This is a genomic window from Streptomyces odontomachi (assembly GCF_024435355.1).
Classification (GTDB): Bacteria; Actinomycetota; Actinomycetes; order Streptomycetales; family Streptomycetaceae; genus Streptomyces; species Streptomyces odontomachi.
In genome coordinates, this window is sequence record NZ_JAMJWG010000022.1 from 159,369 (window position 1) to 172,376 (window position 13,008).

11 protein-coding genes are annotated in these 13,008 nt (G+C 70.1%); all 11 read right to left on the bottom strand.

What is annotated here, in order from left to right; genetic code table 11:
• Window positions 1–8: 8 nt before the first annotated feature.
• The 11 genes from NQO67_RS34580 to pdxS all read right to left on the bottom strand — a co-directional run bounded on the left by NQO67_RS34580 (window position 9) and on the right by pdxS (window position 12,607).
• Entirely contained in the window at window positions 9–2,627 is a 2,619-nt protein-coding gene (locus tag NQO67_RS34580) for a RelA/SpoT family protein (RefSeq protein ID WP_374119231.1), read from the bottom strand.
• A 210-nt stretch (window positions 2,628–2,837) separates the two neighbouring features.
• Window positions 2,838–3,425, bottom strand: coding sequence for an adenine phosphoribosyltransferase (locus tag NQO67_RS34585; protein WP_255954373.1), 588 nt, complete (start codon window positions 3,423–3,425; stop codon window positions 2,838–2,840).
• On the bottom strand, window positions 3,422–4,546 hold the full coding sequence (secF, locus tag NQO67_RS34590) for a protein translocase subunit SecF (protein ID WP_255954374.1): 1,125 nt from the start codon (window positions 4,544–4,546) through the stop codon (window positions 3,422–3,424). The genes NQO67_RS34585 and secF overlap by 4 nt, the downstream gene beginning before the upstream one ends.
• Window position 4,547: 1 nt before the next feature.
• Window positions 4,548–6,359: a protein translocase subunit SecD gene (gene secD / locus NQO67_RS34595; RefSeq protein WP_255954375.1), complete on the bottom strand. Its 1,812-nt coding sequence runs from the start codon at window positions 6,357–6,359 to the stop codon at window positions 4,548–4,550.
• A 138-nt stretch (window positions 6,360–6,497) separates the two neighbouring features.
• Window positions 6,498–7,079: a preprotein translocase subunit YajC gene (gene yajC / locus NQO67_RS34600; protein WP_255954377.1), complete on the bottom strand. Its 582-nt coding sequence runs from the start codon at window positions 7,077–7,079 to the stop codon at window positions 6,498–6,500.
• A 164-nt stretch (window positions 7,080–7,243) separates the two neighbouring features.
• Window positions 7,244–8,359 carry a Holliday junction branch migration DNA helicase RuvB gene (gene ruvB, locus NQO67_RS34605; protein ID WP_255954379.1) on the bottom strand — a complete coding sequence of 372 codons (1,116 nt, stop codon included), beginning with the start codon at window positions 8,357–8,359 and terminating at the stop codon, window positions 7,244–7,246.
• Between the two features lie 166 nt (window positions 8,360–8,525).
• Window positions 8,526–9,131: a Holliday junction branch migration protein RuvA gene (gene ruvA, locus NQO67_RS34610; RefSeq protein WP_255954381.1), complete on the bottom strand. Its 606-nt coding sequence runs from the start codon at window positions 9,129–9,131 to the stop codon at window positions 8,526–8,528.
• Window positions 9,128–9,754, bottom strand: a complete 627-nt coding sequence (gene ruvC, locus NQO67_RS34615) for a crossover junction endodeoxyribonuclease RuvC (protein ID WP_255954383.1) — start codon at window positions 9,752–9,754, stop codon at window positions 9,128–9,130. The genes ruvA and ruvC overlap by 4 nt, the downstream gene beginning before the upstream one ends.
• Window positions 9,755–10,056: 302 nt before the next feature.
• Complete coding sequence (locus NQO67_RS34620; RefSeq protein WP_255954384.1) at window positions 10,057–10,809, bottom strand: YebC/PmpR family DNA-binding transcriptional regulator; 753 nt, start codon at window positions 10,807–10,809, stop codon at window positions 10,057–10,059.
• A gap of 48 nt (window positions 10,810–10,857) precedes the next feature.
• A complete protein-coding gene (gene pdxT / locus NQO67_RS34625) occupies window positions 10,858–11,466 on the bottom strand; it encodes a pyridoxal 5'-phosphate synthase glutaminase subunit PdxT (RefSeq protein ID WP_255954385.1) in 609 nt (202 codons plus the stop codon).
• 208 nt (window positions 11,467–11,674) lie between these two features.
• The gene (pdxS, locus tag NQO67_RS34630) at window positions 11,675–12,607 is read right to left on the bottom strand and encodes a pyridoxal 5'-phosphate synthase lyase subunit PdxS (protein ID WP_374119232.1); all 933 of its coding nucleotides are present in this window, start codon (window positions 12,605–12,607) and stop codon (window positions 11,675–11,677) included.
• Between the last annotated feature and the right edge of the window lie 401 nt (window positions 12,608–13,008).

Here is a 13,008-nt window from a genome sequence, read left to right on the forward strand (position 1 = left end):
CCGTTGCCCTACGGCCGTCGCGCCGATGTCACCCGGTACACGTCGTAGACGCCCTCCACTCCCCGGACCGCCTTCAGGACGTGTCCCAGGTGCTTGGGGTCGCCCATCTCGAAGGTGAAGCGTGATGTGGCCACGCGGTCACGCGAGGTCTGGACGGCCGCGGAGAGGATGTTGACGTGCTGGTCGGACAGGACGCGGGTGACGTCCGAGAGCAGCCTGGAACGGTCCAGGGCCTCCACCTGGATGGCCACCAGGAACACGGACGACTGGGTGGGCGCCCACTCGACGTCCAGCATCCGCTCCGGCTGCTTGGCGAGCGATTCGACGTTCACGCAGTCCGCACGGTGCACGGAGACGCCGTTGCCGCGGGTGACGAACCCGATGATGGGGTCCCCGGGGACCGGCGTACAGCACCGGGCGAGCTTCACCCAGACGTCGTCGACGCCCTTGACCACCACTCCGGGGTCGTTCGAGCGACGCTTGCGGGCGCGGCTGTGGGACGGAGGCGCGCTCTCGGCGATGTCCTCGTTGGCCGCGTCCTCGCCGCCGACGGCCTGGACGAGCTTCTGCACGACGTGCTGCGCGGCGACATGGCCCTCGCCGATCGCCGCGTAGAGCGCGGAGATGTCCGGGTAGCGCATCTCGTGCGCCAGGGTGACGAGGGAGTCGCCGGTGAGGATCCGCTGGATCGGCAGGTTCTGCTTGCGCATCGCGCGGGCGATGGCGTCCTTGCCCTGCTCGATGGCCTCCTCACGGCGCTCCTTGGAGAACCACGCCCGGATCTTGTTCCTGGCCCGCGGCGACTTCACGAAGCTCAGCCAGTCGCGGGACGGCCCGGCGCCGTCGGACTTGGAGGTGAAGACCTCCACCAGGTCGCCGTTGTCCAGGGTGGACTCCAACGGCACGAGCCGGCCGTTGACCCGGGCTCCTATGGTGCGGTGGCCGACCTCGGTGTGCACGGCGTAGGCGAAGTCGACCGGGGTGGCGCCGGCCGGCAGCGCTATGACATCGCCCTTGGGGGTGAAGACGAAGACCTCGTTGCGCGACAGGTCGAAGCGCAGGGACTCCAGGAACTCGCTCGGGTCCTCGGTCTCCTTCTGCCAGTCGAGCAGCTGCCGCAGCCATGCCATGTCGTTGACGGCGTCGGCGTCCCGACCGGAGCGGCCCGTGCGACCGGAGCGGCCCGTGCCCTTGGGCGCGTCGGTGCGCACCTTGGAGGCCCCGGCCACCGCCTCCTGCTTGTACTTCCAGTGCGCGGCGATGCCGTACTCGGCCCTGCGGTGCATGTCGAAGGTGCGGATCTGCAACTCCACCGGCTTGCCGCTGGGGCCGATGACCGTGGTGTGCAGCGACTGGTACATGTTGAACTTCGGCATCGCGATGTAGTCCTTGAACCGGCCGGGGACCGGATTCCATCGCGCGTGCACGGTGCCGAGCGCCGCATAGCAGTCGCGGACCGTGTCCACCAGGACACGGATGCCCACCAGGTCGTAGATCTCCGCGAAGTCCCGGCCACGGACGATCATCTTCTGGTAGACGCTGTAGTAGTGCTTCGGACGGCCGGTGACGGTGGCCTTGATGCGGGCGGCTCGCAGATCGGCCTGGACCTCGTCGGTCACTATGGCCAGGTACTCGTCGCGCTTGGGGGCGCGCTCGGCGACCAGCCGGACGATCTCGTCGTACATCTTGGGGTAGAGGATCGCGAAGGCGAGGTCCTCCAGCTCCCACTTGATGGTGTTCATGCCCAGCCGGTGCGCCAGCGGTGCGTAGATCTCCAGGGTCTCGCGGGCCTTCTTCTCCTGCTTCTCGCGCTTGAGGTAGCGCATGGTGCGCATGTTGTGCAGGCGGTCGGCGAGCTTGATGACCAGCACCCGGGGGTCCTTGGCCATGGCGACGACCATCTTGCGGACCGTCTCGGCCTGCGCGGCCTCGCCGAACTTGACCTTGTCCAGCTTGGTGACGCCGTCCACCAGCAGCGCGACCTGGTCGCCGAAGTCCTTGCGGAGGGTGTCGAGACCGTACTCGGTGTCCTCGACGGTGTCGTGCAGCAGCCCGGCCATCAGGGTCGCCGGGTCCATGCCAAGCTCGGCCAGGATCGTGGTGACGGCCAGCGGGTGGGTGATGTACGGGTCACCGCTCTTGCGCTTCTGACCGCGGTGCCAGCGCTCGGCGACCTGGTAGGCCTGCTCGACCTGGCGGAGCGTGGCCGTCTCGATCTTGGGGTCGTTGCCGCGCACTATCCGCAGCAGCGGCTCCAGCACCGGGTTGTACGGGTTCGAGCGCTGCACGCCGAGCCGGGCGAGCCGGGCACGCACTCGGTTGGACGAGGCCGAGCGGCTCGACGGCTGGCCCGTGGCGGGGCGCACGGCAGGGGCGGCGGCCGGCGGACGGGCCACGGGTGCGGCGCTCGCCGGACGGGCCGCCGGAGTGGCGCTGGCCGGCCCGGAGGCAGCACGCTGCGGCCGCTCGGCGGGGGCTGACGGGCGGGACTCGGCCGTCCCGTCGCTCGGCGCCTGGTGGCCGCTGCGCACCCCTGGCGCGGCCCGGTCGACGGCAGCCTGCGGCGCCGCAGCCCGCTGGGTTCGCTGACCGGACTCGGTAGCTAGTGGCTGGACCTCATCTGGCAAGGGCGCTCCTCGTGCGCGCTTGGTCCGGGTCCACGGGTCGTGCCCCGGATAGCCCATGGTAGCCATCCCTGGCCGGCGGCTCGCCTTCGGCCATCGGGACAGCCCTTTGGCGCAAAAACACCGCGGCCGGGCTCCGGATTCCTCCGGGCCCGGCCGCGATGCCGTGCGATGCAACGATGTGAATGCGCCGCGCACGCGTGACCAGGCTGGTCAGAGCGTGATGAGGGCCTCCAGCGGGGCGCCGCCGAGGGCGGTCGCCACCCGCTCGCGCCCGCTGAGGAAGCCCAGCTCCAGGAGCACCGTGAGGCCCACCACCTCGGCGCCGGCGCGCTGTATGAGCTGCACGGACGCCTCGGCGGTGCCGCCGGTCGCCAGCACGTCGTCGATGACCATGACGCGGTCGCCTGCGGACAGGTCCTCGGCGTGCACCTCGATCTCGGCCGTGCCGTACTCCAGATCGTAGGTCTGGCTGAGGGTGGCGCCGGGCAGCTTGCCCGCCTTGCGCACCGGAATGAAGCCGAGACCCGCACGGACGGCGACCGGCGCGGCCAGTATGAAGCCGCGCGCCTCCAGGCCGGCGACCTTGGTGGCCCCGCACCGCTGGGTGACCTCGCTGAGCGTGTCCGTGAGCGCCGCGAAAGCCACCGGGTCGGCGAGCAGCGGGGTGAGGTCCTTGAAGATCACACCCGGCTGCGGGAAGTCCTGCACGTCCCGAATGCGGCTGAGCAGGAGTTCCCGCACGTCCGTCACGGCTGGTTCACCCGTCTGTTCACTCGCCTGTTCACCCGTCTGTGTCATCGGCGCTTCCCCGAGGGGCGACCGCGGCCACGGTTACGGGAGGTGGGCTGGACGCGCTGGCCGACGACGGCGGGGGTGGCGTCCTCCGGCTCGTCGTCATCGGCCGCAGACTCGGCGGCCGACTCGCTCTCCGGAAGGGACTCGCCCTTGGCGGCGGCCGAGGCCCGCTTGGCCAGGACCCGCCTCTTGAGGGCCTTCAGCGGCTGCTCGCGTTCCTTGAGGTCGGTGACGAGCGGGGTCGCGATGAAGATCGACGAGTACGCACCGGCGGCGAGACCGACGAACAGCGACAGCGAGATGTCGTTCAGCATGCCGGCGCCGAGGAAGCCGCCACCGATGAACAGCAGACCGGCGACCGGCAGCAGCGCCACCACGGTGGTGTTGATGGAACGCACCAGCGTGCCGTTGATGGAGCGGTTGGCGATCTCGCTGTACGTCCAGCGGTTCTGCTTGAGGATGTCCTTCGAGCTCTCCTTGAGGCTGTCGAAGACGACCACGGTGTCGTACAGCGAGTAACCGAGGATGGTCAGCAGACCGATGATCGTGCCGGGTGAGACCTCGAAGCCGACGAGCGCGTAGACACCGGTGGTGATGGTGATGTCGTGGATCAGGGCGACGAGCGCGGCGACGGCCATACGCCACTCGAAGGCGATCGCCAGATAGATCACGACGAGCACCATGAAGACGCCGAGGCCGGTCCAGGCCTTGTTGGCGATCGTCTCGCCCCAGCTGGGGCCGACCAGGTCGGCGTTGATGGCGTCGGACTTGAGGTTCAGGTCCTTGGACAGCTGGTCCTTGATCTGGTCGGACTTGGCCGTGTCGACGCCGCTGACCTGGATGCGCAGGCCGCCGGTGCCGAGCTTCTGGACGATGGCGTCCTTGCCGGAGGCCCGTTCGGCGGAGTGCTCGGCCTGGGACACGGACACGCTCGTCTTCGGCGTGGTGAAGACGGCACCGCCCTGGAAGTCGATGCTCAGGTTGAGCCCGCGCACCACCAGGCCGACGAAGGCGGTGATGGTGATCAGGATCGAGACGCTGTACCAGATCTTGCGCTTGGTGATGAAGTCGTAGCCGACCTCGCCACGGTGGAGCCGGGCGCCGAGTGTGCCGAGTCGGGACATCTCACGCCTCCTTCGGTTCGACGGGGGCGCTGGTACGGCGCGAGCGGCGCAGCGGCGGCTGCACTCCGAGCCGTTTCGGGTCCAGTCCCGACCAGGAGTGACCGCTGGCGAAGAATTTCTTGCGCGCCAGGATGGTCATCAGCGGCTTGGTGAAGAGGAACACGACGACCACGTCGAGCAGGGTGGTCAGACCGAGCGTGAAGGCGAAGCCCTGCACCTTGCCGACGGTGACGATGAACAGCACCGCGGCGGCGAGGAACGACACGAAGTCGGAGACCAGGATGGTGCGCCGGGCACGCGGCCAGGCGCGCTCGACGGCCGGGCGCAGCGTGCGGCCCTCGCGGATGCCGTCCCTTATGCGTTCGAAGAACACGATGAACGAGTCCGCCGTGATGCCGATCGCGACGATCGCACCACACACCGCTGGCAGGTTCAGCGCGAAGCCGATGGCCGGGCCGAGCAGGGACATGATCGTGTACGTCAGCACCGCCGAGACCAGCAACGAGGTGATGGCGATGAGGGACAGGCCGCGGTAGTAGAACACCAGGTACAGCACGACCAGGGCGAGGCCGATGGCACCGGCGATGAGGCCGGCGTGCAGCTGCTCGCCGCCGAGCGCCGGGCTGACCGTGGTGACGTTGTCCTCCTTGAAGGACAGCGGCAGGGCGCCGTACGAGAGCATGTTGGACAGGCTCTGGGCGGACTCCTGGGTGAAGTTGCCGGTGATCTCGGCACTGCCGCCGGTCAGCGCCTCGCTGACACGCGGGTCGGAGACGACCTCGCCGTCCAGGACGATGGCGAACTGGTTCTGCGGCTGCTGCTTCTTCGCCAGCTCACCGGTGATGTCACCGAACTTCTTGCTGCCGTTGCCGGTGAACTGCATGGTGACCTGCCAGCCCGCCGCGCCCTGCGTGTCGTACTGCGCCTGGGCCTTCTTCACGTCGGTACCGGCGACGGCCGCGGGGCCGAGGATGTACTTCTCCCACTGGTCCTGGGAGTCCTTGCCGCACACCACGACCGGGTCGGACGGCTTGGTCTTCATCGCGGCGGTGGTGGCGGTGTTGGAGCGCACCTTCGGGTTCTCGCAGTCCAGCTTCTCGAACTTGGCCTGGAGGGCGGCGGCCTGGGCGTCGGTGGCCCCGTCGCCGGACGTGGCGCTCGCGGACGGGCTGGCCGGGGAGGAGGCCTTGTCGCCGCTCTTGCCGGCGGAGCTGGACGGCGAGGGGTCGGACTTCAGCGCCTGGGAGATGGCGCGGCCCTGGGAGGACGGGCTGGAGCTCGCGCTGGGGCTGCTGGAAGAGGTCGCCTTCTCGCCGGAGCCCTTGTCGCCGGCCGGGCTCTTGCTGGCGTTCGGGCTGGCGCTGCTGCTCGACGAGGGGCTGGCGGACTGCTGGGGTGTGGGCTTGCCGGCGTCCAGCGTCAGCACGGGGCGGAAGAAGAGCTGCGCGGTGGTGCCGACCTGCTCGCGGGCCTCCTTTGAGTTGGTGCCGCGGGGGATGTTCACGATGATGTGATTGCTGCCCTGCGTCTGCACCTCGGCCTCGGAGACACCAAGACCGTTGACACGGCGCGAGATGATGTCGACGGCCGTGTTCATGTTGGTCTGGTTGACCGCGTTCTTCTGGCCGGCGCTGTTCTTCGCCTCGAGCGTGATGCTCGTTCCCCCGGCGAGGTCGATGCCCAGGCGCGGCTTGGTGTTCCCGGACAGGAACATGCCCCCGGTGAGCGCGATCATCGCCACCAGGATCAGGACCAGGGCGCGTCCCGGTTTATTCGGGTTGCGCGTCCGCCGGCCTCTTGTGGGTGCTGCCACCTTCTCGTTCTCCCTCTCTGGCCACACCCGGCGCGCGCGGCGCACGGGTGACCATGAAATGGTGTCGAGATACCGCGCGAAACCGCACGTTTCCGGGGTCACCGTGCGTGGTCGACTGCACGGTGCCCCCGGGCGTGACTACTTCGCGTCGGACTCGCCGTCGGTCTTCTTCGACTCCGCCCCGTCGGTCTGGGCGGTGGCATCGGCCTTGGCGGTCTTCTTCGGCTCGGGGTCGCCGGACGCGGAAGCGTCTTCGTCGGCGTCGTCGTCGGAGGCGGTCGCCTTGTCGGCCGGCTCGGCTACATCGGCCTTGTCCGTCTTGCCGAGGTCGATGCGCGAGTCGTCAGAAGTGTCGGCGGTCTCGTCGGTCTCGGTGAGCTCAGAGAGGGCGGACGCGTCGTCCGGCACTATCGGGCTGTCCAGGTCGAGGGTCTCCCCCGGGCCGTGCACGATGCGGTTGTACTCGTCGTCGTCCAGGACGGAGCCGATCGCGTTCTTCGCGTAGATCGCATGCGTGCCCGGAGCCACCTCCAGGAGAACCGTCTCGTCCTGGACCTCCTTCACGATGGCGTACATACCACCGATCGTGCGGACGCCGGATCCGGGCTGCATCTGGTTCCGCATCTGCTGGGCCTGCGTCTGCTTGCGCTTGGCGGACCGGGTCATCAGGAACATGGCCCCGATGAGCACGATGAACGGGAGGAGGGTCACGAGACTCACGGGTCGGAACTTCCTTCATACGGCCGCACGACTGCACAGCCTGGGTCGGGGGTGGTGGTACACCGCTTGTTAGGGCGGCATCGGCGGAGTCTAAGGGAGTCCGCACGGATGGAACAACGCTCAGCATGGCACCGCAGTTCCTGACGCCGCGACCGTCCGCGCCGTCAGGTTCCGAACAAGCGCTGCTGCCCGCCGCTCCCCGAACCGCCGGCCGGGGTGGCCGGTGGTGGGGTCAGGCCCAGGTGGGCCCATGCGGCGGGGGTGGCGATCCGACCGCGTGGTGTGCGGGCCAGGAGACCCTCGCGCACCAGGAACGGTTCGGCCACCTCCTCCACTGTCTCACGCTCCTCACCAACCGCTACGGACAGTGTGGACAGGCCTACGGGACCGCCGCCGAACAGCTCGATGAGCGCCTTCAGGACGGCCCGGTCGAGCCGGTCGAGGCCCCGTGCGTCGACCTCGTAGACCTTCAGCGCCGCGGCGGCGATCTCGCGGGTGATCAGGCCGTCGGCCTTGACCTGGGCGTAGTCACGCACTCGGCGCAGCAGACGGTTGGCGATCCGGGGGGTGCCGCGGGAGCGGCCGGCGATCTCTGCGGCGCCTGCTGTGTCGATGTCCACATCGAGCAGGTGGGCGGAGCGGTGCACGACGCGCTCCAGCTCGGCGGGCTCGTAGAACTCCATGTGGGCGGTGAACCCGAAACGGTCACGTAGCGGGGGCGGCAGCAGGCCCGCGCGGGTGGTGGCGCCCACCAGGGTGAACGGCGGGAGGTCGAGCGGGATGGCGGTGGCACCGGGGCCCTTGCCGACGATGACGTCGACGCGGAAGTCCTCCATGGCCATGTAGAGCATCTCTTCGGCGGGCCGCGACATCCGGTGGATCTCGTCGAGGAAGAGGACCTCGCCTTCCTGGAGCGAGGAGAGGATCGCGGCGAGGTCTCCCGCGTGCTGGATCGCGGGGCCGCTGGTGATGCGGATCGGGGCGCCCATCTCCGCGGCGATGATCATCGACAGGGTGGTCTTGCCGAGCCCGGGCGCGCCGGAGAGCAGCACGTGGTCGGCGGTGGCGCCACGGGCGCGGGCGGCGCGCAGCACCAGGTCGAGCTGCTCGCGGACCTTTTCCTGACCGATGAATTCACCCAGGTCCTTGGGCCGCAGCGCCGCCTCGACGGCCTGGTCCTCCCCGTCGGCGGACGCGCCGACGAGCCGGCCGCCGTCGTCGGGCGCGGCGGGCGTGCCGGGGGCGGTCGGCGTGTCGCCGGTCGTGTCGTCCCAGTTCATGCGGTGTGCCTCACGGTGGGTGCGGGTCGCGGGGGCGCTTGCAGGCGGTCGGTCGGGGCGGGTGAAGGGGCGGATGGCGCTCAGGGCGTGCGACGGAGCTGCCGGCAATCAGCATGGGACGGTGCCCCGGACCCGGGTGCGGTGGCCGCGGGTCACTCTGCGCCGGTCATCGGGTGCGGTTCAGGCTCTGCAACGCGGCCTTCAGCAGGGTGCCCACCTGGGGGGTGGCTCCGTCCGCCTCGGCCTGGGGGGCGATGGCGGCGACCGCCTCATCTGCTTCGCGGGGGGCGTAACCGAGGCCGATGAGAGCGGTGTGCACTTGCTCACGCCAGCCGGTGGCGGCCGCGGCGGGGCCGGCCGGCGCTCCGACCGGCGCGCCAAGGCGGTCCTTGAGTTCCAGCAGGAGTTTCTGCGCACCCTTCTTGCCGATGCCGGGCACCGCGGTCAGGGCCTTTTCGTCGGCGGTCGCGACGGCTCTGCGCAGCGTGTCGGGGCGGTGCACGGCGAGCATCGCCTGGGCGAGGCGCGGGCCCACTCCGCTCGCGGTCTGGAGCAGCTCGAAGACCTGGCGCTCGTCGTCGTCGGCGAAGCCGTACAGGGTGAGCGAGTCCTCGCGGACGACCAGGGAGGTGGCGAGCCTGGCCGGGCTGCCGACGCGCAGCGTGGAGAGGGTGTCCGGGGTGCACTGGACGGCGATGCCGACGCCGCCGACCTCGATCACCGCGGTGTCGGGGGCGAGGGCGGCGACGGGGCCGCTGACGAAGGCGATCATTCCGGGGCCTTTCGTGGGGTCGCGGCCGGCGGCGCGGCCGGGGCCCGGTCCGAGGCGGGCGCGGATGTCCGCGCGGCGGGGCGTGATGCGCCCGGTGTGGCCGGGAGTCCGGCACGGGCGCGGGCGTGCGCCTGCTGGAGGCGGTTCATGGCGGGGGCCCGCCAGATGTGGCAGATGGCGAGCGCGAGCGCGTCGGCGGCGTCGGCCGGTTTGGGGGGCGCCGCGAGCCTCAGCAGACGGGTCACCATGGCGGTGACCTGGGCTTTGTCGGCGCGTCCACTGCCGGTGACAGCGGCCTTGACCTCGCTCGGGGTGTGCAGGGCCACCGGCAGTCCGCGACGCGCGGCGCACAGTACGGCCACGGCGCTGGCCTGGGCGGTGCCCATGACCGTGCGGACGTTGTGCTGGCTGAAGACGCGTTCCACGGCGACGTACTCGGGGCGGTGCTCGTCGAGCCACTGTTCGAGGCCCTGCTCGATGGCGACCAGGCGGTGGCCTATCTCGGCGTCCGCAGGGGTGCGGACGACGCCGACGCCGACCATGGTGAGCTGCCGGCCCGCGACACCGTCGACCACCCCGACGCCGCAGCGGGTCAATCCCGGGTCCACGCCCAGTACCCGCATGGGCCCTCCCCTCGGCTCACCGGTCCCCCGGTCCGTGACGTACGCGTTGGCGCTCTGGCCCTCGAACCGTATCGGCCCCCACTGACAACGCGGTCAGACGGCACGCGCCGAGTCGGCCTGCGGCCGAGGAGCCCGGGGCCCTGGCGCCGCCGCGACTGCGGTATCGAGGACACCGGCGGGCGTACGAGGCACCCGGGAAAGGGCGCGGGGCACGGGGCAGGGGGTTCCGGCGCCTCGCGAGCGACCGACCCGCCCGAGTCCCCGTGCCCCGAAGGAGCGCCCTCCGGGCGCCCCAAGGGGCGTCAGGCGCCGACCTTCTCCATGATCTCGTCGGTGACGTCGAAGTTGGCGAAGACGTTCTGCACGTCGTCGCTGTCCTCCAGCGCGTCGATCAACTTGAAGATCTTCTTCGCGCCCTCTTCGTCGAGCTCGATCTGCATGGTGGGCACGAAGTTGGCCTCGGCCGAGTCGTAGTCGATGCCGGCGCCCTGCAACGCGCTACGGACGGCCACCAGGTCGGAGGCCTCGCTGAGGACCTCGAAGGACTCGCCCAGGTCGTTGACCTCCTCGGCGCCCGCGTCGAGCACGGCGGTGAGCACGTCGTCCTCGGTCAGCTCGCCCTTGGGGACGATCACGACGCCCTTGCGGTTGAAGAGGTAGGCCACGGAGCCGGGGTCGGCCATCGAGCCGCCGTTGCGGGTCATGGCGACGCGCACGTCGGAGGCCGCGCGGTTGCGGTTGTCGGTGAGGCACTCGATGAGCACCGCGACACCGTTCGGACCGTAGCCCTCGTACATGATCGTCTCGTACTCGGCGCCGCCGGCCTCCAGGCCGGCGCCGCGCTTGACCGCGGAGTCGATGTTCTTGTTCGGGACCGACTGCTTCTTGGCCTTCTGGATGGCGTCGTACAGCGTCGGGTTGCCGTCCGGGTCGGCGCCTCCGAGCCGCGCGGCGACCTCGATGTTCTTGATGAGCTTCGCGAAGAGCTTGCCGCGCTTGGCGTCGATCACGGCCTTCTTGTGCTTCGTCGTGGCCCATTTAGAGTGGCCGGACATCTGCCTGTCTCCTTCGCCTCACCCATCTGTTCACCAACGCCAGAGATCCTACAAGGACCGGGTGGCCCCCTGGTCACGCACCATCTCAACGAAGAGGGCGTGCATGCGATGGTCGCCGGTCAGTTCGGGGTGAAAGGACGTGGCCAGCGCACTGCCCTGGCGTACGGCGACGATGTGTCCGTCGTGTTCGGCCAGTACCTCGGCGGCTGCACCGACCGACTCCACCCAGGGTGCCCGGATGAAAACGCCCTCCACAGGAGCGCCTTCGACACCGCTGACGTGGACCGCCGCCTCGAAGGACTCGTTCTGCCGGCCGAAGGCGTTGCGGCGCACGATCATGTCGATGCCGCCGATGGTCTCCTGGCCCGAGCGGGGGTCGAGGATCTTGTCCGCGAGCATGATCATGCCGGCGCAGGTGCCGTACACCGGCAGACCCGCGCGCACGTGGCCACGCAACGGCTCCATCAGGCCGAAGAGCACGGCCAGCTTGGAGATGGTGGTGGACTCTCCGCCGGGGATGACGAGTCCGTCGACCTCGGCGAGCTCGTCGGGGCGACGCACCGGCCGGACCACGGCGCCCGCCGCGACCAGCGCGGCCTGATGCTCCCGTGTGTCGCCCTGGAGGGCCAGGATGCCTATGACAGGTGCGGTACTCATCGGTGGTGTGACCTGTGCCTTATGAGGAGTGCGATGCGTTGGTGGGGAGGTGTGTTGGGGTGCTGATGGGTCTGAGAGGGCTTGGTGGGGCGCGGTACCGGACCGCCCGTGGGAGGCCCCGCGTCCGCCCGGCCGGTGCTGTCGGCTGCCGGCCGGACGGGTGCGCGGCATGGCGTCTACGGGCGACTTCGGGCAACCCCGGCCCGGGTCACCAGCCCCGGTTGGCGTAGCGCTCGGTCTCGGGGAGGGTGTCGCAGTTGATGCCGACCATGGCCTCGCCCAGGTTCCGGGACGCGTCGGCGATGATCTTGGGGTCGTCGAAGAAGGTGGTCGCCTTCACGATGGCTGCGGCGCGCCGGGCCGGGTCGCCCGACTTGAAGATGCCGGAGCCGACGAAGACGCCCTCGGCGCCCAGCTGGCGCATCAGTGCGGCGTCCGCGGGCGTCGCGACACCGCCGGCCGAGAAGAGCACCACGGGCAGCTTGCCGAGCACGGCGACCTCCTTGACGAGCTCGTACGGCGCGCGCAGCTCCTTCGCCGCGGCGTACAGCTCATGGTCGTCGAAGGCGCGCAGCCGGCCGATCTCGTTCTTGATCTGGCGCAGGTGGCGCACCGCCTCGACGACGTTGCCGGTGCCGGCCTCGCCCTTGGAGCGGATCATGGCCGCGCCCTCGGCGATGCGGCGCAGCGCCTCCCCGAGGTTGGTGGCGCCGCACACGAAGGGGGTGGTGAAGCCCCACTTGTCGGAGTGGTTGACCTCGTCGGCCGGGGTGAGGACCTCGGACTCGTCGATGTAGTCGACGCCGAGGGCCTGGAGGACCTGGGCCTCGACGAAGTGGCCGATGCGGGACTTGGCCATGACCGGGATGGAGACGGCGTTGATGATGCCCTCGATCATGTCCGGGTCGGACATCCGGGCCACGCCGCCGTCCTTGCGGATGTCAGCCGGGACGCGCTCCAAGGCCATGACGGCCACGGCGCCCGCGTCTTCGGCGATCTTCGCCTGCTCCGGCGTGACGACGTCCATGATGACGCCGCCCTTGAGCATCTCGGCCATACCGCGCTTGACGCGCGCGGTGCCGGTCTCGGGGGTCGCGGAGTCGGTGCCGGACTGGGCGGAGCTGGGAAGCGTGCTGGACACGGAGCAACCTCACTTGGTGAAGGCGATTTCTGCGACACCGAGCGTGCGGCGGACAAGGTGGCCACTACAAGGGCCAATGGGAAGCCGGTGGATCGTTTTCGCGCCGGCCCGCCGGAAGCCCCGTGATCGGCAGACACGGCGCGTGACCGCAGGGCCCAGGGTCGCCTTGTAGTGGTCCGGCGAGCCCGGAAGCGAGCAGGCTCCCAAGGCGGACGCCCGGCGAGGCGCCGAAGCGCCCGCAACGGGGGTCCCCCCTGTTCGAGCGAAGCCGAGAGCTTGGGGGAGGAGTCACGTGGGCGCTTCGGCAACGCGGCCGGGGGTACCTCCCACGCCCTTCAGGCAGTTGGGGAGTGCGTGCCAGACGACGCGACGCCGCGGGCATGTGTCCGACACCCCTAGGT